Raw genomic sequence first — 23,484 nt, 5'->3', positions numbered from 1 at the left:
AAAACTGCCAAAACGGCAGTCATGTAGCATTCATGAAGTTAAGATCCAACGAGGTGTATAATGGTGGCCAAAATAAACATTGAGGCGAAAAATCCGAATGTGACGATAAAACCAACGGCTGAGTCGGTCACATCATTCCGCTTGCTTTGAACATTTTTTTCAAATTCATTCATTTTCATCCCTCCTGGCTAATTTTAGTATACTTGAACTCATTTGGAATTGCTAGAAGGTAAAGTAACCGTTTTCCATTTTCATGATCATTTTATGAATATCGTCTGTGGCAAGCTGACCCGGGAGCTTGCACCAGACGTTTACTATAAATGAGGAGGCGGTACTTTCAGCTTCCTCTTTACTAATGTCTTCGCACACTTTAGGATAGAGGAGGAAGTGAAAGAGAGGGATTCAATTTATGGTCTTTGAGGTTTGGAACAATTTAAAAAGAGGGGATATCCATCCCGTTTATTGCTTATATGGAAAAGAAACGTATTTACTGCAAGAAACAGCAGCTAAATTAAGACAAACTGTAGTAGACGAGGAGACAAAGGATTTTAATTACTCCGTCTTTGATATGGAAGAGGTACCGCTTGAACAGGCTGTGACAGATGCAGAAACCTTTCCGTTCATGGGAGAAAGGCGTCTTGTTGTGATTAAGAACCCTTATTTTCTTACAGCGGAAAAGAAAAAGGAGAAGATTGAGCATGAGCTTTCTCTGTTAGAAGCGTATTTAGAAAAGCCGGCGCCTTATACCATTCTCGTCTTATTGGCACCATATGAAAAGCTGGATGAACGAAAGAAAATCACCAAATTGCTAAAAAAGAAAGCGGCTATGGTTGAGGCAAAAGAGTTAAACCCAAAAGAAACAACGGATTTCACCATTACACTGGTGAAAACAGAAGGAAAGTCGATTTCCTCTGAAGCGGCTGAGCAGCTTGTGATGCTGTGCGGAGGGAGCCTATCCTCATTGTTTCAAGAGGTCAGGAAGCTCAGTACATATATTGGAGAACGAGAAGAAATTGAATTAGCGGATGTTAATCAGCTTGTTGCAAGAAGCTTAGAGCAGAATATTTTTGAATTAATTAACCAAATTGTCAACAGACGCCGCTCTCAGGCCATGCAGATGTTTTATGATTTGCTGAAACAAAATGAGGAACCCATTAAAATATTAGCGCTTATATCCACTCAATTTCGTTTGATTTTGCAGACAAAGTATTTCGCTCAGCAAGGATATGGGCAAAAACAAATTGCTTCAAATCTAAAAGTTCACCCATTCCGCGTCAAACTTGCTATGGATCAGGCAAGACTGTTTACAGAAGAAGAGCTCAAGCAGATTGTCAAAGAGCTGTCAACGATCGATTATGAAATGAAAACCGGTAAAAAGGACAAGCAGCTATTGCTAGAATTGTTTCTGCTTCGCCTATTAGGCGCTTGAACATACAAAAACGACCTTCTAAAAAGAAGGTCGTTTTTGTAGATGTATAATTGCCAGTCTGTCCTAATGGCTGAGCCGGTCAGGACGGACGTACAGTTAAACAGTTGCCTCATTACTGAGGCGTTGCAAGCATTATGCAGAAAGTCCGTTTACTTGTTTAGCAAGTCTTGACTTGTAACGCGCAGCTGCGTTTTTGTGTACAAGACCAGTTTTAACGGCTTTGTCAATGCGTTTTGCAGCAGAAGAAAGAGCAGCTTTTGCTTGCTCAGCATCGTTGTTAGCTACAGAAACTTCAACTTGTTTAATCGCAGTACGCATCGCAGACTTGATTGTCACGTTGTGTGCACGGCGTTCGTTATTCGTTTTTGTACGTTTGATCGCTGATTTAATATTTGGCATGTGTTTCACCTCCTAAGATACAACCTAAACACAATTGTCTTAAGGTTAAATCTTCACAATAGAACAAGTTGTATTCTATCAAACACACCTTTAGAATGCAATATAAATGTAAAGTATTTTTCATTGATGAAGCGCTCGAATGTTTCTTTCAAGAGATGGAAAGACTACTGTTAATTACTTGGTGGAAGGAGTCTTTTTATGGAGAAACAGAAACTTGATTTAAGTGCTTATCAAATTCGGACAGACCTGGCTGTTGAAACAAAAGAGATACTAGAACAAGAGAACGATCCGAATGTCGTCAAAAAGGACGGAATTCAAGGGATTGTCGAAAAGGAAAAAGAGGAGCACGGCATCCGTATACGCACGGTGGAGATCACGAAAGAAGGGGAGGCGCTGACCAGTAAAAAGGCAGGAACATACTTGACACTTGAGGCGCAGGGCATTCGGGAGAAAGATTCTGAGATGCAGGAAAAAGTTGTCGAAGTCTTTGCCCATCATTTTGCTCAGTTTTTAAAAGACCGAGGCATACAAACTGATGCGAGCTGTCTTGTAGTAGGTCTAGGAAACTGGAATGTCACGCCAGATGCGCTAGGTCCGCTCACGGTTGAAAGTCTGCTTGTGACCCGGCATCTTTTTGAATTGCAGCCGGAAAATGTACAGGAAGGCTACCGCCCAGTGTCCTCTTTATCACCGGGAGTGATGGGACTGACCGGTATTGAAACAAGCGACATAATTCAAGGTGTCATCGAGAGGTCCAAACCTGATTTTGTCATTGCAATCGATGCCCTTGCTGCTCGTGCAGTAGAACGGGTAAATACGACGATTCAAATCTCTGATACAGGCATCCATCCCGGTTCAGGTGTAGGGAATAAGCGAAAAGAATTAAGCAAAGAAACGTTGGGAATTCCAGTGATTGCGATTGGCGTTCCGACAGTCGTAGATGCAGTCACTATTGCAAGTGACACAATTGATTATGTCTTAAAGCATTTTGGTAGAGAACTGAAAGATGACCGGCCGTCCCGCTCTCTTGTGCCGGCTGGTTTGACGTTTGGGAAGAAAAAAGTACTAAACGAAGAAGACTTACCAGATGAGGAAACGCGTCAATCATTCTTAGGTATCGTAGGAACTCTTCCAGAAGAAGAGAAACGGCAGCTGATCCATGAAGTGCTTGCGCCGCTAGGGCAAAATCTCATGGTCACGCCTAAGGAAGTGGATACATTCATTGATGATATGGCAAACGTGCTCGCCAATGGATTGAACACAGCGCTTCATCAAAAAATCTCTCAAGATAACATGGGTTCTTATAATCATTAATCGGTTCTACTTTCTCTAGCTCGCTCATAGTGTAATTACTAGAAAGCGTGCTGGAGGGAGTAAATCATGAAAAAAAGACCCCGCCGTCCTCGACAGTTGGTCGTTGCGATTAATGGAACGAAAGTAGTCAAAAGCATTTTCTTATTTATAGCCTCGCTTGTTGTAGTATTTGTGATGTCAGGGGCGCTGACATCTTTAAAGCCGGAGCTGAGGCCACAAGCCTCGCTATATGGTGTAGCAGATGAGCTTTCCGGGGCTTTTTTTGCCACATTAATGGGCATGGAAAATCAATATTTCGCCTCAGCCGTCCCGAAAGATCAAAAAGGGTTTCATTTCTCTGGACTGTCACTCAAGCTTGCGACCAGTATCAATTTAGAAGACCCGCGTAGTTTTCTAGGGAGAGAACTCCCGGGCTTTGAACATTTTGATACAAAAATCATTTTAGCGGGTGAAGGAACAGACTATACCAACATGCCAATGGAATCGCCGCCGCCAAGTGAAGTCATCCAAGATGAAAAAGAAGCGAATTTGGCAGAGCTGGACAAGCTCGACAAAGATGTGCCGAAAAAGCCTGCGAAAGAGCCGGACCGGTCGACAGGAAAACGAAAAGCAGTGTACATTTACCACACACATAATACGGAATCATATTTACCATTTTTAAAAGGAGAAACGAATCCAAACAATGCACGGCACTCTAAAGTGAATGTCACCCTTGTCGGCGACATGTTCGGAAAGGCGCTTGATCAGCAAGGAATCGGGAATACGGTCGACAAAACAGAAGTTGAAAAACGGCTTCTGCAAAAAGGACTAAAGTATCCCCAGTCTTATAATGAATCAAGACTGGTCGTAAAAGAAGCCTTAGCGAAAAATGATGATCTCGAATATTTAATCGATATCCACCGTGACTCAAGAAGAAAGAAAGACACCACTGTCGAGATCAAAGGAAAGAAATATGCGAGAATTGCGTTTGTTGTGGGGAAGAAGAATCAAAGCTATGAGAAAAACCTCAAGCTTGCGACGGAGTTCCACCATTTGATGGAGAAAAAATATAAAGGGCTCAGTGTCGGTGTGTTTGCCAAAGGCGAAATTGGTGATAATGGAATTTATAATCAAGATTTATCCGACAAAGCCCTTCTTTTAGAATTTGGCGGAGTGGATAATAATATGGAAGAATTGAAAAATGCATCCAATGCAGCAGCTGATGTCTTCAGCGACATTTTCTGGGACGCGGAAAAGGTAAACGGCAAAGCAAAGGATGAGAAAAAACGCTCTTAAGGTGGTGACGGTGCATGGGATCATTTATTGGAAAAACCATTATTTTAGGACTGGTCTTGCTATTTGGCGTCTTTTTAGGAATGCAGCAGGCAAATAATGGCATGCTGCAAATGAAGGGTTACCATGACCCGCAATTAAAAGGCGCTTTTTCCATCCAAATAAACGATGACGAAGAACGAGAAGCCTCTATCTTAGGAACGGCTGTTACAGAAAAGGATCTTGCCGAAAAACAAAAGCAGCTTGAGGAAATAGAGAGCTTTAATGCCTTCTCCAAGGCAGGGAAGGCGTTGTCTGATGGCATGACACATGCAGCTCGTTCTCTTTATGATTGGGTGAATGGGAAATAAACAAATCAACACCATATGACTAAAGCCGCTAATTGATGAGCGGCTTTTCTTGATTTCGATTGAATCTTTACAGCCCTATTGATATAATCTAACCTAGCGCAACCCGCGTTTTATAGTAGGAGTGATAGATTGTGACAGATAAAGAAAAACGATTAGAACGGCAATCAAGAATTCGAAATTTCTCCATTATCGCCCATATTGACCACGGGAAATCCACATTGGCCGACCGTATTTTAGAAAAAACAGCGGCGATTACGCAGCGAGAAATGAAAGAACAATTACTTGATTCCATGGACTTAGAGCGTGAACGCGGCATAACGATTAAATTAAACTCTGTCCAGCTGAAATATAAGGCGAAGGATGGAGAAGAATATATTATGCACCTGATTGATACACCAGGGCATGTCGACTTCACCTATGAGGTATCTCGAAGCCTTGCTGCCTGTGAAGGTGCGATTCTCGTAGTAGATGCAGCACAAGGAATTGAAGCACAGACACTTGCGAACGTTTATTTAGCTCTTGATAACAACTTAGAAATTCTTCCGATTATCAATAAAATCGATCTGCCAAGTGCAGAGCCTGAGCGTGTAAGAGGAGAAATTGAAGATGTCATCGGGTTGGATGCATCTGAAGCTGTTCTCACCTCTGCTAAGGCGGGTATTGGGATCGAAGATATTTTAGAACAAATCGTCGAAAAGGTGCCAGCACCTGCTGGAGACCCAGAAGCACCGCTTCAAGCTCTTATATTTGATTCTCTCTACGATGCGTATCGCGGCGTTATTGCGTACATACGAATTGTGGAAGGGACCGTCAGACCAGGTCAGAAAATCAAAATGATGGCGACGGGCAAAGAATTTGAAGTACTTGAAGTCGGCGTATTCACACCAAAAGCCATGCCGACAGATGAGCTCACTGTTGGAGATGTTGGCTACTTAACAGCAGCGATTAAAAATGTCGGCGATACACGTGTGGGGGATACGATCACAAGTGCGGTGAACCCATCGAAAGAAGCACTGCCAGGATACAGAAAGCTTAACCCAATGGTTTACTGCGGTCTTTATCCAATTGACACAGCGAAATATAACGATTTACGTGAAGCACTAGAAAAGCTTGAATTAAATGATTCTTCACTTCAATATGAGGCAGAGACGTCCCAAGCACTTGGCTTCGGTTTCCGCTGCGGCTTTCTTGGAATGCTTCATATGGAAATCATCCAAGAACGGATTGAACGTGAATTTAAAATCGATCTCATTACGACAGCACCAAGTGTTATTTACGATGTGTATATGACGGACGGTGAAAAAATCATCGTCGATAACCCGTCCAATCTGCCTGATCCGCAAAAGATTGAGAAAATTGAAGAACCATACGTGAAGGCAACAATGATGGTACCGAATGATTATGTAGGTTCTGTCATGGAGCTTTGCCAAGGGAAGCGCGGACATTTCATTGATATGCAATACCTTGATGCAAACCGAGTGAGCATTGTGTACGAAATTCCTTTGGCGGAGATCGTGTATGAATTCTTTGATATGCTCAAGTCCAACACAAAAGGCTATGCGTCCTTTGACTATGAGCTGATTGGCTATCGCCCATCTACTCTAGTGAAAATGGACATCATGCTGAATGGCGAAAAAATCGATGCTCTTTCCTTTATTGTTCACCGCGATTACGCCTATGAACGAGGCAAGATCATCGTAGAAAAGCTGAAAGAACTCATTCCGCGCCAGCATTTTGAAGTACCAGTTCAAGCAGCGATTGGACAAAAAATCGTGGCTCGCTCTACCATTAAAGCGATGCGTAAAAACGTACTTGCTAAATGTTATGGGGGAGACATTTCCCGGAAAAGAAAGCTTCTTGAGAAGCAAAAAGAAGGGAAAAAGCGCATGAAACAAGTGGGCTCTGTTGAAGTCCCGCAAGAAGCATTTATGGCTGTGCTGAAAATGGACGACAGCACACCGAAAAAATAACATCCTCCTCAAGGCAACCTGCTTTACAATGTCAGCCTTGGCGTTTATAGTCGAAAACAAACAAAGGTGCCGCAGCGATAAACTGCGGCTCTTTACCTGTAAAGAAGGTGTCATCAAATGAAAGCAGCATACATTCACATTCCATTTTGTGAGCACATTTGCCACTATTGTGATTTCAATAAATTTTTCATTAAAACGCAGCCAGTCGATGAATACTTAGCGGCTCTTGAAAAAGAGATGCAGCACACGATCGAGCAAAAGGGTGAGCAAGAACTAAAGACGATCTTTATTGGCGGGGGGACTCCGACATCATTGACCGTCAGCCAGCTAGACCAGCTCATGAACAGCATCCACCGTGTGTTAAAACCGTCAAAAAACTTGGTTGAATTTGCAGTGGAAGCGAACCCAGATGAATTATCACTCGAGAAGCTGCATGTGTTAAAAGATGCCGGTGTCAATCGGTTAAGCTTTGGCGTCCAAACCTTTGAAGATGATTTGCTCAAAAAAATCGGACGAGTTCATCAAAAGAAAGATGTTCTCACATCTTTCGAGCGAGCAAGAGATGTTGGATTTGACAACATCAGCCTTGACCTCATGTTTGGCTTGCCGCATCAAGAAAAGCATCATGTTATGAATTCACTTGAGACAGCTTTCTCTTTAGGAGCAGAGCATTATTCTGTCTACTCACTGATTGTGGAGCCGAAAACGGTGTTTTACAACTTAATGCAAAAAGGAAAACTGCATTTACCGCCGCAAGAACGGGAGGCTGAAATGTATGAGCTTGTGATGGATGAAATGGAGCGCCATGGATTACATCAATACGAAATCAGTAATTACGCCAAACCTGGTTTTGAAAGCCAGCATAACCTGACCTATTGGAGCAATGAAGACTACTTCGGTTTCGGTGCAGGGGCACACGGGTATGTAGATGGCATCCGAAATGTGAACGCAGGACCAGTGAAGCATTACTTGGAACTGATTGAGCAAACTGGGTTCCCGTATAAAGAAACTCATCAAGTCACAAAAGCAGAGCAGATAGAAGAAGAATTGTTTTTAGGCCTTCGAAAAATCGAAGGGGTGAAAAGTGCCGACTTCCAAGCCAAATATGGTGCTTCACCAGAAGCTCTTTTTCCCTCAGTCCTTGAAGAATTAGCAGAAAAAGGTCTCATTGTAAAAGATGACATTGGAATTCGTTTAACAAGAAAAGGAAAATTGTTAGGAAATGAAGTATTTCAAGCGTTTCTCGGTGAGTTATAATTGACATTTTAATTTGAGTTTGGTAATTTTGTTTATACAATTAGCACTCGTTGAAAGAGAGTGCTAACAGGGGTGATGATGATGTTAACAAATCGTCAGCTTTTGATTCTGCAAGTCATCATTAATGACTTTATTCGTTCGGCGCAGCCAGTTGGGTCAAGGACTCTTTCTAAAAAAGAGGACATCACATTCAGCTCTGCGACGATTAGAAACGAAATGGCTGATTTGGAGGAACTTGGTTTTATCGAAAAGACCCATTCTTCATCAGGAAGAATTCCTTCAGAAAAAGGATATCGTTATTATGTAGATCATTTGCTCTCTCCGCGAAAACTGTCGTCTAAAGAGCTTGTGCTTATCCAGTCGGCTTTTCAGGAGAAAATTTTTGAGCTGGAAAAAACAGTTCAAAAATCGGCGGAAATTTTATCAGATCTCACAAACTATACATCGATCGTGCTTGGTCCAAAGCTGAGTGAAAATCGATTAAAGCAAATTCAGCTTGTCCCCGTTCAGCCAAACAAAGCAGTAGCGATCATGATTACAGACAGCGGACATGTTGAAAACAAAACCATTACCTTCTCTGAGCATCTCGATGTCTCCGATATTGAGAAGCTGATGAATATTTTGAATAGCCGCTTAGCTGGCGTACCAATGGATCAGTTGAAGGACAGGATGTATAAAGAAGTGGTCATGCTTCTGCGCACACATTTAAAAGATTATGATCACATTTTAGATGCGCTAGGCAACACATTTACATCGACACAAAATGAATCAAAACTTTTCTTTGGCGGGAAGATTAATATGTTGAATCAGCCTGAATTTCATGACATCGACCGCATTCGCTCACTCATGATGCTGATTGAGCAAAAGAATGATGTCATGCAGCTGTTTCATCCAAATCAGCAAGGTATCACCATTAAAATCGGTTCAGAAAACAATTTGGAAGCAATGGAGAACTGCAGTTTGATCACAGCGACTTATTCGATTGATCAAAAATCACTCGGCTCCATTGCCGTCATCGGACCAACCCGCATGGATTACGGGCGAGTCGTTAGTCTTTTGCATCATGTATCAAAAGACTTGTCAAACGCACTTTCCAATTTGTATGATGAGTAGGGTGATAAAAGGCAGGGGCACAGCCCCTTCGTATTCTTGAATCTTTTGAGGGAGGTGAACACAATGTCAGAAGAAAAACAGACACCTGAGCAAGAAGCAGAGGTTGAAGCACAAGAAGAAGCAGTTCAAGCAGATACTGAGGAAGTAGCGCATGATGAACAGTCTGCCTTCCAAGAGAAAATCGATGAATTGCAGCAGCTTCTAGATGAAAAAGAAAACAAGATTCTGCGTGTTCAAGCAGATTTTGAAAACTATAAACGCCGTGCTCGAACTGAAGTGGAGACCGTGCAAAAATATCGTTCTCAACATGTTGTCAGCGATCTTCTCCCAGCTCTTGACAACTTTGAAAGAGCGCTTGGAATTGATCCAGACAATGAGCAGGCGAAAAGTTTGTTAGAAGGAATGCAAATGGTTTACCGCCAGCTGGTAGAAGCGTTGAAAAATGAAGGCGTTGAACCAATTGAAGCTGTCGGCAAAGAGTTCGATCCGAACCTTCATCAAGCCGTCATGCAAGTTGAAGATGAAAACTTCGATTCAAATATCGTAGTAGAAGAATTGCAAAAGGGCTATAAACTCAAAGACCGAGTTATTCGTCCATCAATGGTAAAAGTAAATCAATAACTACATAATGGGAGGTCATCGATTATGAGTAAAATCATTGGGATTGACTTAGGAACAACAAACTCATGTGTTGCAGTACTTGAAGGCGGAGAGCCAAAAGTCATTGCAAACGCTGAAGGAGCACGTACAACACCATCTGTTGTCGCTTTTAAAAATGGAGAGCGCCAAGTTGGTGAAGTAGCGAAACGCCAATCAATTACAAACCCGAACACAATCATGTCTGTTAAAAGACATATGGGTACAGATTATAAAGTAGAAGTTGAAGGCAAGAACTACACGCCGCAGGAAATCTCTGCAATCATTCTTCAACATCTTAAATCTTACGCTGAAGGTTACCTTGGCGAAGAAGTAACAAAAGCTGTTATCACAGTTCCTGCTTACTTCAACGATGCAGAACGTCAAGCTACAAAAGATGCTGGTAAAATTGCTGGTCTTGAAGTAGAACGTATCATCAACGAACCAACAGCAGCTGCACTTGCTTATGGTTTAGATAAAACAGATGAAGATCAAACGATTCTTGTATATGACCTTGGCGGCGGTACATTTGACGTATCAGTCCTTGAGCTTGGAGACGGCGTCTTTGAAGTACGCTCAACTGCTGGGGACAACCGTCTAGGTGGAGACGATTTTGACCAAGTGATCATTGATCACTTAGTGGCTGAATTCAAAAAAGAAAATGGCATTGACCTATCAAAAGATAAAATGGCGCTTCAGCGTTTAAAAGATGCTGCTGAAAAAGCGAAAAAAGATCTTTCTGGTGTATCTTCTACACAAATCTCACTGCCATTTATCACAGCTGGAGATGCAGGTCCTCTTCACCTAGAATTAACGCTAACGCGTGCTAAATTCGAAGAGCTTTCTGCAGACCTTGTAGAGCGTACAATGACACCTGTACGTCAATCTTTGAAAGATGCTGGTTTATCTGCTAGCGAGATTGATAAAGTCATCCTTGTTGGTGGATCAACTCGTATTCCTGCAGTACAAGAAGCAATCAAAAAAGAAACAGGCAAAGAGCCTCATAAAGGTGTAAACCCTGATGAAGTGGTTGCTCTTGGTGCGGCGATCCAAGGTGGAGTCATCACAGGAGATGTTAAAGACGTTGTTCTTCTTGACGTAACACCACTTTCTTTAGGAATTGAAACAATGGGCGGCGTATTCACAAAGCTGATTGAACGTAATACAACAATTCCAACAAGTAAATCTCAAGTATTCTCAACGGCTGCTGACAACCAAACAGCGGTAGACATCCATGTTCTGCAAGGTGAGCGCCCAATGGCAGCAGACAACAAAACATTAGGTCGTTTCCAATTGACTGACATTCCGCCAGCACCACGCGGCGTACCACAAATCGAAGTATCTTTTGATATTGATAAAAACGGTATTGTCAACGTACGTGCGAAAGATATGGGTACAGGCAAAGAGCAAAACATCACAATCAAATCTTCTTCAGGTCTTTCTGATGATGAGATCGAAAAAATGGTCAAAGAAGCAGAAGAAAATGCTGAAGCAGATGCGAAGAAAAAAGAAGAAATCGAAGTGCGCAATGAAGCAGATCAATTAGTGTTTACAACTGAAAAAACATTAAAAGATCTAGAAGGCAAAATCGATGAAGAGCAAGTGAAAAAAGCAAACGACGCGAAAGATGCACTAAAAGCTGCGATCGAAAAAGGCGAGCTTGAAGACATCAAAGCGAAAAAAGATGAGCTGCAAACAATCGTTCAAGAACTAACGACAAAGCTCTATGAAGAAGCTGCAAAACAAGCACAAGCTCAGCAAGAAGGCGGCGCTGAAGGTGCTCAAAAAGCAGATGACAATGTAGTGGATGCAGAATACGAAGAAGTAAACGACGATCAAGAGAAAAAATAATCACCTTTACTTTTGAAAAAGACTGCTGAAACGTACTCGTCAGAAAGTCAAAGTCAGGATCTCTTGGCTTTGACTTTTTTTCTTTCCAACGATGAAAGCAATTGAAAAAGGTCAAATCAAAATGATACAATCGTATTTATGTGAGAAAATCGGGAGTGTGAAGAGATGAGTAAGCGTGATTACTATGAAGTGCTTGGCGTGAGTAAGAGCGCCTCAAAAGACGAGATCAAAAAGGCATACCGCAAGCTTTCAAAAAAGTATCACCCTGATATTAATAAAGAAGCTGGCTCAGATGAGAAATTCAAAGAAGTAAAAGAAGCCTATGAAACCCTTTCTGACGATCAAAAACGTTCGCAGTATGATCAATTCGGTCATACGGATCCAAACCAAGGCTTTGGCGGCGGCGGTTTTGGCGGAGGAGGAGACTTTGGCGGCTTCGGCGGCTTTGATGACATCTTCTCTAGTATTTTTGGCGGCGGAGCCAGAAGAAGAGATCCAAATGCACCGCGTCAAGGAGCAGACTTGCAATATACAATGACGCTTTCATTTGAAGAAGCAGCATTTGGGAAAGAAGCAACGATTGAAATTCCTCGTGAGGAATCATGTGAAACGTGTCATGGATCAGGGGCAAAGCCTGGAACAGATGCGAAGACTTGTTCACATTGCGGCGGCTCTGGTCAATTAAATGTTGAGCAGTCAACTCCGTTTGGTAAAGTGGTCAACCGCAGAGTATGTAACTACTGTAGCGGAACAGGAAAACAAATCGATCACAAATGTTCTACATGCGGCGGCTCTGGTAAAGTGCGTAAGCGTAAGAAAATCAATGTGACGATCCCAGCTGGTGTTGACGATGGTCAGCAGCTCAGAGTGTCTGGTCAAGGGGAGCCAGGTGTAAATGGAGGACCTCCAGGCGATTTATTTGTTGTGTTCCATGTGCGCTCGCATGAATTCTTCGAGCGTGACGGAGATGACATTTACTGCGAAATGCCGCTAACCTTTGCACAGGCTGCATTAGGTGACGAAATTGAAGTGCCGACATTACACGGTAAAGTAAAATTGAAAGTCCCTGCTGGCACGCAAACTGGCACGAAATTTAGACTCAAAGGAAAAGGTGTGAAAAATGTACGCGGCTATGGTCAAGGCGATCAGCATATCGTTGTACGAGTCGTCACACCAACAAATTTAACGGACAATCAAAAAGATATCATTAGAAAATTTGCTGAAGTGAGCGGAAATAAACCGGACGAACAAGAAATGAGCTTCTTCGATAAGGTAAAACGCGCATTTAAAGGCGAGTAAGACGGATAAGGAGTTGGTAGTATTGAAGTGGTCAGAAATTAGCGTCCATACAACAAATGAAGCGGTGGAACCAATCACCAATATTTTGCATGAAGCAGGTGCGAGTGGTGTCGTGATTGAGGACCCGCTTGATTTAGTCAAGGAACGTGAAAATGTATACGGTGAGATCTACCAGCTCGATCCGAATGACTATCCTGAAGAAGGGGTCATCGTCAAAGCTTATCTTCCAATGAACAGCTTTTTAATGGAAACGGTAGATGAGATCAAAGAAGCCATCAACAATCTTCTTCTATACGATATTGACCTAGGAAGAAATACGCTGTCTATCTGTGAAGTAAATGAAGAAGAATGGGCCACCGCATGGAAGAAATACTATCACCCTGTGAAAATCTCTGAAAAATTCACCATCGTTCCAACATGGGAAGAATATACTCCGGTTCATTCTGATGAACTGATTATTGAAATGGACCCAGGAATGGCATTTGGAACAGGGACACATCCAACAACCGTTCTGTGTATTCAGGCGCTTGAGCGCTATGTGAAGGAAAACGATACGGTGATTGATGTTGGAACAGGCTCTGGGATTTTAAGTGTGGCAGCAGCGATGGTTGGTGCAAAGGACATTCAAGCCTTTGATCTCGACACCGTTGCGGTTGAAAGTGCGAAGCAAAACATCGAGCTAAATGGTGTAAGCGAACAAGTGACGGTCAAGCAAAATAACTTACTTGATGGGATTTCAGGTGAACGTGATGTGATCGTCGCCAACATTCTCGCAGAAGTGATTTTGCGCTTTACAGATCAAGCTTATGATTTATTGAAGAAAGATGGCTATTTCATTACATCGGGCATCATTGGACAAAAGAAATTACAAGTCAAAACAGCATTAGAAGAAGCAGGTTTTGACATAGTTGAAGTGCTGTCAATGGAAGATTGGGTCAGCATTATAGCGAAAAAATAAAGCGAGTAGGTGTCAGGACACGTATGCAACGATATTTTATCGACCTCACGAAAGAAGAAGTGATCGCAAAGGGATCTATCGTCATCGAAGGTGAAGATGTACATCATCTTTCCAACGTCATGCGCATGAAAGCAGGGCAGGAAATCCTTTGCTTAACGACAGACGGCTTTGAAGCGCTCAGTAAAATTGATACAATAACAAAGGAAGAAGTCATTTGTCACCTTGAAGGCTGGACAAATAAGGACAGAGAGCTTCCGGTAAGGGTAACAATTGCGAGCGGACTCCCAAAAGGAGATAAGCTTGAGCTGATTATCCAAAAAGGCACAGAGCTTGGCGCAAGTTCATTTATCCCGTTTCAAGCGGCTCGTTCTATTACAAAACTTGACCAAAAGAAGTCACATAAAAAACGAGAACGCTGGGAGAAAATTGCGAAAGAAGCAGCTGAGCAGTCCTACCGGAATATCATTCCTCATGTTTATCCAGTATCAACGTTTAAAGAGCTGACTCAATTAGCTGGTGAATTCGATAAATGTGTCGTTGCATACGAAGAATCATCGAAAGAAGGAGAGCAAAGCCGCTTTCAAACTGTACTCCAACAGATGAAAGGCGGACAAACCTTGCTAGTGGTTTTTGGCCCTGAAGGCGGTTTGGCAGAAAAGGAGATTGAAGCGCTTGAAACGCTTGGTGCAGTCATTTGCGGGCTCGGACCACGCATTTTAAGAACGGAAACAGCTCCTCTTTACGCGCTTTCTGCTATATCTTATCAAACAGAGTTATTAAGAGGTGAATCATGATGGGAACAGTAGCGTTCCATACACTTGGCTGTAAGGTCAATCACTATGAAACAGAAGCGATCTGGCAGCTGTTTAAAGAAGCAGGCTATGAAAGAAAAGAGTACGAATCAAAAGCAGACGTATATGTCATTAATACATGTACGGTCACGAATACAGGCGATAAAAAAAGCCGCCAAGTCATTAGAAGAGCCATTCGTCATAACCCGGATGGTGTCATTTGTGTAACAGGCTGTTATGCGCAAACATCTCCAGCAGAAATCATGGCGATTCCAGGTGTTGATATTGTCGTGGGAACACAAGACAGACATAAATTGCTTGGTTACATTGAAGAATATCGCAGAGAAAGACAGCCGATTAATGGGGTTGGCAATATCATGAAGGCACGTGTGTTTGAAGAACTCGATGTTCCTGCTTTTACAGACAGAACACGTGCGTCATTAAAAATCCAAGAAGGCTGTAACAATTTCTGTACATTCTGCATTATTCCTTGGGCTCGCGGACTTCTTCGTTCTCGTGATCCAGAAGAGGTCATCAACCAAGCGCAGCAGCTTGTGGATGCAGGCTATAAAGAAATTGTATTAACAGGTATTCACACAGGCGGATACGGAGAAGACTTAAAAGATTATAACTTTGCAAAGCTTCTGAAAGAATTAGATGCACGTGTCAATGGCTTAAAACGAATTCGTATTTCATCTATCGAAGCAAGTCAAATTACAGATGAAGTGATAGAAGTGCTTGATCAGTCAGATAAGATTGTCAGACATCTTCATATACCGCTTCAATCTGGTTCTAATACAGTACTGAAAAGAATGCGCCGTAAATATACGATGGAATTCTTTGCAGAGCGTTTAACAAAGCTGAAAAAAGCATTGCCAGGTCTTGCTGTCACCTCTGATGTGATTGTAGGATTCCCTGGAGAAACAGAAGAAGAGTTTTTGGAAACATACAATTTTGTCAAAGACCATCAATTCTCTGAACTGCACGTATTCCCTTACAGTAAACGTACGGGGACGCCAGCTGCAAGAATGGATGATCAAGTGGATGAAAATGTGAAAAACGAACGTGTCCACCGCTTGATCGCTCTTTCTGACCAGCTTGCGAAAGAATACGCATCTGCTTATGAAGGAGATGTCCTAGAGATTATTCCGGAAGAATCCTTCAAAGAACAAGAAGGAAAGCACAATCTTTATGTGGGCTATACAGATAACTATATGAAGGTTGTTTTTGAAGGAACAGAGGACATGATCGGCCGTTTGGTCAAGGTGAAAATCACGAAAGCGGGTTATCCTTATAACGAAGGACAATTCGTTCGTATAAGCGATGAAGTACAAACAGACAAAGTGAGAATGACCTCATAATCAATAAAACACCGGCTGCCAAAAGGGCAAGCCGGTGTTTTTATTTTGAGTGATTCGGTAAAAGACATAAAATCAATGTGTGAAATGGACGGATGAATGGGAAGAAAAGCAAAGAGCTTGCCACATTAAACAGCAGGCTGAAGTGCGCAATTTGCTGAGCTGGAGCGTTTGCAAGAAGGGCGACAAATTCTGTCATCATGGCGAGAAATGGGAGACATAAAAGTACTCCAAGCACATTAAACAAAACGTGGGCATAAGCTGTTTGACGTGCTGCATAGCCGCCAGATATGGCAGCCATAACGGCTGTAATACATGTCCCGATATTGGATCCTAACACAAAGCTGATGCCTTCCTGAAGCCCAACCGTTCCTTCATTCATAAAGCCCATTAAAATGCCGATACAGACGGAGCTCGAATGAACAATTGCTGTGAAAATAGTACCCGAAAGCAGCGCCGTCCAGTCAGAATGCTGCATCATTTCGAGAAAGCGCAATGTCTCAGGCTGACTTGTCATCATACCTGCAATTTTAGAAAAGCCTTGAATACAAAAAAAGATCATCCCGAGTCCAAATATACTTTTTCCTGCATGCCGTAAAGATTTTCTGCCTAACATCATACATATGAGGCCAGCTAGGATCAAGACCCACATGAAAACATCCATTTTAATGGCGATAAATTCTGTTGTAAACGTGGAGCCAATATTGGTACCAAGAATCATTGGAATGGATTTTTTAAAAGAGAGAATGCCTGTACTGACAAAGCCGATCACGATGACCATAAACGCCGAACTGCTTTGGAGAATCCCTGTAAATATAATGCTGACTAAGAATGCTTTTACTGGGTGATCTGTAAAGAGAAGAAGTGATTTCTCAATACGAGACGACGCAAGCGCCATTAATCCTTTTCTCAGCAAACCCATTGACCATAAAAAAATGAAAATAAGTGCACAAAAATAAATGATCGCCATCATAGAAAAGTCCTCCTCTTACCAATGAATATATGGACTTGTCTACCTGCTCATGACGAAAATATATTTCCAAATCACTTAGTTGACCTCACACTAGGCTTATATTATAATATCTAGGTACATGTTTCGCATGTATATCTTTTTTTAATGCAGTCGATTGGTGTATTCGGAGGGAGGGAAAGAGAATGTCAAAAACGGTCGTTAGAAAAAACGAATCGCTTGAAGATGCTCTTCGTCGCTTTAAACGCAGTGTATCCAAAACTGGAACATTGCAAGAAGCAAGAAAGCGTGAATTTTATGAAAAGCCTAGCGTAAAGCGCAAGAAAAAGTCTGAAGCTGCTAGAAAACGTAAATTCTAAAGAGGGTGGATTTTATGAGTCTTCTTGAGCAATTAAATTCTGATATGAAGCTTTTTATGAAAAACCGTGAGAAAGACAAGCTTGTTGTCATTCGGATGGTAAAGGCTTCACTCCAAAATGAAGCAATTAAGCTTAAGAAAGACAGTTTGACCGGCGATGAGGAACTAACCGTCCTTTCCCGCGAGATGAAGCAACGTAAAGACTCCCTCCATGAATTTTCGAAAGCTAATCGCTTAGATTTAGTAGATAAAGTTCAAAAAGAGATTGACATCTTAGACGTTTATTTACCTGAACAGTTTTCTGAAGAAGAACTGCTAACAATCGTGAAAGAGACGATCGCTGAAACAGGCGCTTCATCGAAGGCTGATATGGGTAAAGTCATGAGCGCTATTATGCCAAAAGTAAAAGGTAAAGCTGATGGAGCTGTCATTAACAGATTTGTCAGCGAGCAGCTGTCTCAATAAAAAAGTATCCTTCTATTGTTAGAAGGGTACTTTTTTTATACCCTCATCAATCTGTCATATAAAAATGAAACCTATGATACATTTGTAACGTATGTAAAGGAACGGTAAAATGGAAGATAGAGAGGAGGGATCACCAAATAGATGAAAAAAATAAAAATTTCTATTGCTCTCTTCAGCTGTTTTATAATATGCTTATTATTAGGGGTTCAATTGACCGCGAAATCAGCAGATCAGAAAGTTCATGTTATCCCAATTGAAGATACAGTAGAAAAAGGACTTTCTCAATTTATTGAGCGATCATTTGAGCAGGCAAAGTCCGAACGAGCGAAACATATCATTCTAGACATCAATACACCAGGTGGCGCAGTCGATGCGGCGCTTGAGATCGCAGATACCATTCGTGCGTCTGATATCCCTGTGACAGCGTTTGTGAATCATAGAGCGCTTTCAGCAGGGGCTTTCCTTGCGCTAAATGCCGACCAAATCTATATGACCCCAAATGGAAAGATGGGGGCTGCTGCGATCATTGACGGAGAAGGCAATGCTGCCGATCAAAAATCTGAATCGCTATGGCTTGCTGAAATGAGTGACGCTGCCGAAAAGCAGGGGCGTGATCCAAAGTATGCACTTGCAATGGCAGATGTAAATATAGACGCAAAAGAAGCTGGTGCACCAAAAGGAGAATTGCTTACCTTCAATACAGACCGTGCCCTTCAATTCGGTTATGCAGAAGGGGAAGCGAAAAATATGGATGACTTGCTTCAGAAGCTGAATTTAGCAGACGCTTCTATTCAATACGATGAAGTGAGCTTTGCCGAAAAGGTTGCGCGCTTTTTCACGCACCCAATTGTCATTCCAATCCTTTTATCCATCGCAAGCTTAGGGTTAATCGTTGAGCTCTATTCACCCGGCTTTGGGGTTCCAGGTACCATGGGAGTGACAGCGCTTCTTCTATTCTTTTATGGTCATCTTGTGGCAGGTTTTGCAGGTTATGAGACGTTGTTCCTGTTTTTAGCAGGGTTATTGCTTATCATTCTGGAATTGTTTTTGCCGGGGGGAATCGTAGGTGTCATTGGACTGATCTGTGTGGTTGTCAGCTTATTTTTAGCAGCTGGAAGCTTTACAGAAATGGCGATTTCCATCTTGATTGCCACTGCTGTTTCAATCATAGCAGTTATTATATTGACAAAGGTGTTGGGGAAACGTATGAAATTTTTCAAAAAGTTCATTTTAACCGATTCAACCAATAAGGAAAGCGGTTATGTCTCAAATGAAACAAGAGAAGATCTTGTTGGGCAAATCGCGGTGACAGCAACCGCACTTCGTCCGTCAGGTACAATTGTATTTGGAGATGAACGCATTGATGTTGTGTCAGAAGGTGCATTCATCGATAAGGATGAAAAAGTAAAAATTGTGAAAGCGGAAGGCTCACGCATTGTCGTGAGGAAAGTATAGATAACTGATTTTATAGGAGGAATAAAATGGATCCATCTACTTTACTATTATTTGTGATTATCGCAGCAGGTCTGATCGTTCTATCGATCTTCTTCACCTTTGTACCGGTGATGCTGTGGATTTCTGCCCTAGCGGCTGGCGTAAGAGTGAGCATTTTTACACTTGTAGGAATGAGACTTCGCCGCGTTATTCCAAACCGAGTGGTCAATCCGCTCATCAAAGCACATAAAGCAGGTCTTGATGTGACGATTAACCAATTAGAAAGTCACTACCTTGCAGGTGGTAACGTTGACCGTGTTGTAAATGCATTGATCGCGGCTCAACGTGCGAATATCGAATTGAACTTTGCACGCTGTGCAGCGATCGACCTAGCAGGCCGTGACGTACTTGAAGCTGTACAAATGAGTGTAAACCCTAAAGTCATTGAAACACCATTTATCTCTGGTGTGGCAATGGACGGAATTGAAGTAAAAGCAAAAGCACGTATTACAGTTCGTGCAAACATCGAACGACTTGTCGGTGGTGCAGGTGAAGAAACAATCATTGCTCGTGTAGGTGAAGGGATTGTCTCTACAATTGGTTCATCAAATAATCATAAAAAGGTTCTAGAAAACCCAGATATGATTTCTCAAACGGTTCTTGGTAAAGGATTAGATTCAGGTACTGCGTTTGAAATTCTCTCGATTGATATCGCAGATGTGGATATCGGTAAGAACATCGGGGCAATTCTGCAAACAGACCAAGCAGAAGCAGATAAAAACATTGCACAGGCAAAAGCAGAAGAACGCCGCGCAATGGCTGTTGCCCAGGAGCAAGAAATGCGTGCAAGAGTTGAAGAAATGCGCGCGAAAGTCGTAGAAGCAGAGGCTGAAGTACCACTTGCCATGGCTGAAGCATTACGTGAAGGTAATATTGGAGTCATGGACTACATGAACATTAAGAATATCGATGCTGATACGGACATGAGAGATTCATTTGGTAAAATGACAAAAGGTCCATCTGATAATGAAAACAAATAAGCATCCTCTCACGCTGTAAGGAGGGAGCCCAATGGACATTCTATTTGAAAATCCGTTACTAATTGCGATTATCATTGGTATTATCTCTGCTGTATTTGGAAAAATCGGCAAACAAGAGGAGAAGGAACAAAACAACCGGCAACATAAGCCGGCTCCTCAGAATAAGCCTATGTCTCAAAAGAAAGCAGAACAAACGAGCCCAAACCCGGTCAAAACAGACCAGTTGGACGATTTCGGCGATGTACATGATCATGGCGGGATGAAGAAGCAAGGATCACAGTCCTTACAGGATCGTTATACCGCTACACTAGCTGAAATGGAAGAAAGAAAAAGTGAGCTGAATAAAGAGTTCCAATCTCTTGAAAGGCAGCTGACCAAGCCGAAAGCTTCTGCTGCGGAAATGAAGCCGCACGTCATTGGCAAGCTTAATCAAAATACTGTTGTTCAAGGCATGCTTCTTGGAGAAGTATTTGGAGAGCCGCGCGCGAAAAAGCCGCACAGAACGATGAAACGGCCATATAACAGATAAACAAGAAAGTCCCTTTATATAAAAAGGGGCTTTTTTTATTTGACTTGAGGGAGACCTCTCGCAGTGAAAAATGATGAAATGGCTGTTTTGCGGGATTCATTAGCATGATCTGAACCGCTGAGGAATAAGATGACATAGAGGCTTTCTCATCAGTCTCACCATCTTTCAGTTTGATCTCATACACATGAGGTGGGAAGGGGTTCTTATTGAATGGGAAAAAGAAAAAATCGACTTAAAGCATGGCTGACAAGAACACTTGAAATCCCTCCAGACGTCATGATGGATCTTCCCCGTATTACGATGGTTGGCAGACTCCACATTTACATAGAGAACCATAAAGGGCTTTTGCTTTTCAGTGATCAAGAGGTAAGGCTGATGCTCAAACAAGGACAATGCATTATTTCAGGGAAAGATTTTGTGATTAAAACGATTTTGCCAGAAGAGATCTTATTAGAAGGGAAAATCGATGAGGTCCGTTATATTGATTCTTAACTGACGGAGGGGAGAAGTGTGAAGAATAAATGGTTTGCCTATTTTATTGGCAGAGTGGAAGTGGAGATCAAGGGAAGCGGCATTGAGCGGCTCATCAATGAGTGCACGAGACAGGGGATCACAATGTTTCAAGTGAGCCGCCGTCAAGACAGCGTGCGCTTATTTATTCGCTTATCAGATGTACATGCCTTCAGAAAAGTACAAAGACATCATGAGGTAACATGTTTATTTCATCAAAGGAAGGGATTTCCATTCCTTCTCCTATGGTCAAGAAAGAATATTGGGTTTACCTTTGGGATTGTGTTTTTTCTAGTGACGATATTGGCGCTTTCAAACATGGTGTGGAAAATAGATATTAAAGGAGCCAATCCAGAAACTGAACATCAGATGAGAAAGCATTTAGACGAGATTGGGGTGCAAAAAGGCCGTTTTCAGTTTCTAATGGGAACACCTGAAAAAATTCAAAAATCACTGACCGCCAATATTCAAAGCATTACATGGGTTGGCGTTGAACTAAACGGTACAACATTTCAAATGAAAGTTGTGGAAAAAAATGAGCCTGAGAAAGAGAAATATACGAGTCCTCAGCATATTGTGGCTAAGAAGAAGGCGGTCATCACAAGAATGTATGTGGAAAAAGGGGAGCCGCTTGCCGCAGTTGATGAACATGTGAAGAAAGGACAAATGCTCGTCTCAGGCCTCATCGGCAGTGAAGACAAGCAAAAAACGGTCGGTGCTAAAGCGAAAATTTATGGAGAAACGTGGTACCGTTCTGAAGTTTCTGTCCCTCTTCGAACATCTTTTGATGTCTTTACGGGTAAAATGAAGACAAAGCACAAGCTTTCCGCATTTGGAGGTTCAATGCCATTTTGGGGCTTTTCCTTTAAAAAGGATGATTTTAAGCAGCCAAAAATAGAAACAGAAGTTCACCCACTCCATTTTTTACAGTTCCAGCTCCCATTTTCCTATGAAAAAGAAACGACACGCGAAAGTGAAAAAATTAACCGGACATACACAAATAAAGAAGCGGTTCAAGCAGGGATTAAAATGGGTAAAAAAGAATTAGAAGAGAAGCTAGGTCAAACAGGAGAGGTGAAAAGTGAAAAAGTTTTGCACGAGACAACAGGGAATGGTAAAGTTAAGTTAATCATCCTTTACCAAGTAATAGAAGATATTGTTCAACCAACACCTATTGTTCAGGGAGACTAGAGAATGACAGAACATTTACTTGAAATTCAACAAAAATTAGATAGCCCAAACGAAGCGATTGCTTTATTTGGTAATCAAGATGCTTATCTGAAACTGATGGAAAACGAGCTGAATGTCTCCATTATTACGCGCGGAGAAAAAGTGTATGTTTCTGGTCAGGAAGCATCAAGAGAAACAGCGAGCCGTCTGATGACATCTCTCTTACATCTCATCCGAAAAGGAATTGAGATTTCTGAACGGGATGTCGTATATGCCATCAAAATGGCGCAAAAAGACAAGCTCAATTATTTTGAAAATATGTATGAAGATGAAATTACGAAAAATGCTAAAGGAAAGTCAATCAGGGTAAAAACCATTGGCCAGCGGGAATATGCTGCGGCGATGAAAAAAGATGACTTGGTCTTTGGAATTGGACCAGCTGGAACAGGGAAAACGTATTTGGCAGTCGTCAACGCTGTACATGCACTGAAAAATGGACATGTGAAACGAATTATCTTGACAAGACCAGCTGTTGAAGCAGGAGAAAGTCTTGGTTTTTTACCAGGTGATCTAAAGGAAAAAGTAGATCCTTATTTAAGACCACTATATGATGCCTTGCATGATGTGCTTGGCAGTGATCATACGGAACGTTTAATTGAGCGCGGTGTGATTGAAATAGCGCCTCTTGCCTATATGAGAGGACGGACACTCGATGATGCATTTGTTATTTTAGATGAAGCGCAGAATACAACGCCCGCCCAAATGAAAATGTTTTTGACGAGACTTGGGTTTGGCTCTAAAATGGTCATTACAGGAGATATTACACAGATTGACCTGCCGAAGGGCATGCAGTCTGGCCTTGCAGCTGCAAAGGACATGCTTGCAGAGATCAAGGGCATCTCATTTATTGAGCTAGACCAGACAGATGTGGTCAGACACCCCCTTGTGGCAAAGATCATCGGAGCATACGAAAAGCAAAAATGACCTTAGTGACCCGATCGTCTACATCGG

The 23,484-nt window shown here is 42.1% G+C and carries 24 protein-coding genes; 21 read left to right on the top strand and 3 right to left on the bottom strand.

Features of this window, described 5'->3' with window-relative positions:
• Positions 1 to 38: 38 nt before the first annotated feature.
• Positions 39 to 173 carry a YqzM family protein gene (locus SB660_RS08470; protein WP_012010638.1) on the bottom strand — a complete coding sequence of 45 codons (135 nt, stop codon included), beginning with the start codon at positions 171 to 173 and terminating at the stop codon, positions 39 to 41.
• A 236-nt stretch (positions 174 to 409) separates the two neighbouring features.
• Between SB660_RS08470 and holA the strand changes: the two genes are divergently transcribed.
• The gene (holA, locus tag SB660_RS08465; RefSeq protein WP_180310497.1) at positions 410 to 1,429 is read left to right on the top strand and encodes a DNA polymerase III subunit delta; all 1,020 of its coding nucleotides are present in this window, start codon (positions 410 to 412) and stop codon (positions 1,427 to 1,429) included.
• A gap of 132 nt (positions 1,430 to 1,561) precedes the next feature.
• On the opposite strand, the gene rpsT is transcribed toward holA, so the two are convergent.
• Positions 1,562 to 1,828, bottom strand: coding sequence for a 30S ribosomal protein S20 (rpsT, locus tag SB660_RS08460; RefSeq protein ID WP_003217506.1), 267 nt, complete (start codon positions 1,826 to 1,828; stop codon positions 1,562 to 1,564).
• Between the two features lie 198 nt (positions 1,829 to 2,026).
• Here rpsT and gpr point away from each other — a divergent pair, with 198 nt between their 5' ends.
• The 12 genes from gpr to mtaB all read left to right on the top strand — a co-directional run bounded on the left by gpr (position 2,027) and on the right by mtaB (position 16,000).
• Positions 2,027 to 3,142, top strand: a complete 1,116-nt coding sequence (gene gpr, locus SB660_RS08455; protein ID WP_003217353.1) for a GPR endopeptidase — start codon at positions 2,027 to 2,029, stop codon at positions 3,140 to 3,142.
• Between the two features lie 66 nt (positions 3,143 to 3,208).
• Positions 3,209 to 4,417, top strand: coding sequence for a stage II sporulation protein P (locus tag SB660_RS08450; RefSeq protein ID WP_034661367.1), 1,209 nt, complete (start codon positions 3,209 to 3,211; stop codon positions 4,415 to 4,417).
• 14 nt (positions 4,418 to 4,431) lie between these two features.
• Positions 4,432 to 4,764 carry a YqxA family protein gene (locus SB660_RS08445; protein ID WP_169056956.1) on the top strand — a complete coding sequence of 111 codons (333 nt, stop codon included), beginning with the start codon at positions 4,432 to 4,434 and terminating at the stop codon, positions 4,762 to 4,764.
• 131 nt (positions 4,765 to 4,895) lie between these two features.
• Positions 4,896 to 6,734: a translation elongation factor 4 gene (gene lepA / locus SB660_RS08440; RefSeq protein ID WP_410582110.1), complete on the top strand. Its 1,839-nt coding sequence runs from the start codon at positions 4,896 to 4,898 to the stop codon at positions 6,732 to 6,734.
• 117 nt (positions 6,735 to 6,851) lie between these two features.
• Positions 6,852 to 7,991, top strand: coding sequence for a radical SAM family heme chaperone HemW (gene hemW / locus SB660_RS08435; protein WP_180310498.1), 1,140 nt, complete (start codon positions 6,852 to 6,854; stop codon positions 7,989 to 7,991).
• An 81-nt stretch (positions 7,992 to 8,072) separates the two neighbouring features.
• Positions 8,073 to 9,104 carry a heat-inducible transcriptional repressor HrcA gene (gene hrcA / locus SB660_RS08430; RefSeq protein WP_003217350.1) on the top strand — a complete coding sequence of 344 codons (1,032 nt, stop codon included), beginning with the start codon at positions 8,073 to 8,075 and terminating at the stop codon, positions 9,102 to 9,104.
• Positions 9,105 to 9,167: 63 nt separating this feature from the next.
• A complete protein-coding gene (grpE, locus tag SB660_RS08425) occupies positions 9,168 to 9,725 on the top strand; it encodes a nucleotide exchange factor GrpE (RefSeq protein ID WP_044139427.1) in 558 nt (185 codons plus the stop codon).
• A gap of 24 nt (positions 9,726 to 9,749) precedes the next feature.
• Positions 9,750 to 11,591: a molecular chaperone DnaK gene (dnaK, locus tag SB660_RS08420; protein WP_012010629.1), complete on the top strand. Its 1,842-nt coding sequence runs from the start codon at positions 9,750 to 9,752 to the stop codon at positions 11,589 to 11,591.
• Between the two features lie 165 nt (positions 11,592 to 11,756).
• The gene (dnaJ, locus tag SB660_RS08415; RefSeq protein ID WP_012010628.1) at positions 11,757 to 12,890 is read left to right on the top strand and encodes a molecular chaperone DnaJ; all 1,134 of its coding nucleotides are present in this window, start codon (positions 11,757 to 11,759) and stop codon (positions 12,888 to 12,890) included.
• 22 nt (positions 12,891 to 12,912) lie between these two features.
• On the top strand, positions 12,913 to 13,848 hold the full coding sequence (prmA, locus tag SB660_RS08410; protein WP_003217481.1) for a 50S ribosomal protein L11 methyltransferase: 936 nt from the start codon (positions 12,913 to 12,915) through the stop codon (positions 13,846 to 13,848).
• A 23-nt stretch (positions 13,849 to 13,871) separates the two neighbouring features.
• Positions 13,872 to 14,642, top strand: coding sequence for a 16S rRNA (uracil(1498)-N(3))-methyltransferase (locus SB660_RS08405; protein WP_410582105.1), 771 nt, complete (start codon positions 13,872 to 13,874; stop codon positions 14,640 to 14,642).
• On the top strand, positions 14,642 to 16,000 hold the full coding sequence (gene mtaB, locus SB660_RS08400; RefSeq protein WP_169057207.1) for a tRNA (N(6)-L-threonylcarbamoyladenosine(37)-C(2))-methylthiotransferase MtaB: 1,359 nt from the start codon (positions 14,642 to 14,644) through the stop codon (positions 15,998 to 16,000). The genes SB660_RS08405 and mtaB overlap by 1 nt, the downstream gene beginning before the upstream one ends.
• A 40-nt stretch (positions 16,001 to 16,040) precedes the next feature.
• Here mtaB and SB660_RS08395 read toward each other — a convergent pair whose 3' ends face one another.
• Entirely contained in the window at positions 16,041 to 16,970 is a 930-nt protein-coding gene (locus SB660_RS08395; RefSeq protein ID WP_410582103.1) for a Na/Pi symporter, read from the bottom strand.
• A 182-nt stretch (positions 16,971 to 17,152) separates the two neighbouring features.
• Here SB660_RS08395 and rpsU point away from each other — a divergent pair, with 182 nt between their 5' ends.
• From rpsU to SB660_RS08355, 8 genes are all read left to right on the top strand, one after another.
• Positions 17,153 to 17,326 carry a 30S ribosomal protein S21 gene (rpsU, locus tag SB660_RS08390; protein WP_003152957.1) on the top strand — a complete coding sequence of 58 codons (174 nt, stop codon included), beginning with the start codon at positions 17,153 to 17,155 and terminating at the stop codon, positions 17,324 to 17,326.
• 14 nt (positions 17,327 to 17,340) lie between these two features.
• Complete coding sequence (locus SB660_RS08385; protein ID WP_410582101.1) at positions 17,341 to 17,790, top strand: GatB/YqeY domain-containing protein; 450 nt, start codon at positions 17,341 to 17,343, stop codon at positions 17,788 to 17,790.
• A 141-nt stretch (positions 17,791 to 17,931) separates the two neighbouring features.
• Complete coding sequence (locus tag SB660_RS08380; protein WP_410582099.1) at positions 17,932 to 19,245, top strand: NfeD family protein; 1,314 nt, start codon at positions 17,932 to 17,934, stop codon at positions 19,243 to 19,245.
• A 26-nt stretch (positions 19,246 to 19,271) separates the two neighbouring features.
• Entirely contained in the window at positions 19,272 to 20,264 is a 993-nt protein-coding gene (gene floA / locus SB660_RS08375; RefSeq protein ID WP_034661354.1) for a flotillin-like protein FloA, read from the top strand.
• A gap of 31 nt (positions 20,265 to 20,295) precedes the next feature.
• Complete coding sequence (locus SB660_RS08370) at positions 20,296 to 20,793, top strand: hypothetical protein (protein WP_180310502.1); 498 nt, start codon at positions 20,296 to 20,298, stop codon at positions 20,791 to 20,793.
• A gap of 210 nt (positions 20,794 to 21,003) precedes the next feature.
• The gene (gene yqfC, locus SB660_RS08365) at positions 21,004 to 21,285 is read left to right on the top strand and encodes a sporulation protein YqfC (protein ID WP_012010618.1); all 282 of its coding nucleotides are present in this window, start codon (positions 21,004 to 21,006) and stop codon (positions 21,283 to 21,285) included.
• A gap of 18 nt (positions 21,286 to 21,303) precedes the next feature.
• A complete protein-coding gene (gene yqfD, locus SB660_RS08360; protein ID WP_180310503.1) occupies positions 21,304 to 22,494 on the top strand; it encodes a sporulation protein YqfD in 1,191 nt (396 codons plus the stop codon).
• A gap of 3 nt (positions 22,495 to 22,497) precedes the next feature.
• Complete coding sequence (locus tag SB660_RS08355; RefSeq protein ID WP_003217430.1) at positions 22,498 to 23,457, top strand: PhoH family protein; 960 nt, start codon at positions 22,498 to 22,500, stop codon at positions 23,455 to 23,457.
• Positions 23,458 to 23,484 lie beyond the last annotated feature (27 nt).

The sequence above is a fragment of the Bacillus sp. SIMBA_005 genome (assembly GCF_046535585.1).
In the GTDB taxonomy this organism is placed as follows: Bacteria; Bacillota; Bacilli; order Bacillales; family Bacillaceae; genus Bacillus; species Bacillus pumilus.
Note: the sequence above shows the minus strand (reverse complement) of the source record. Positions and strands in the feature narration are given on the sequence as shown.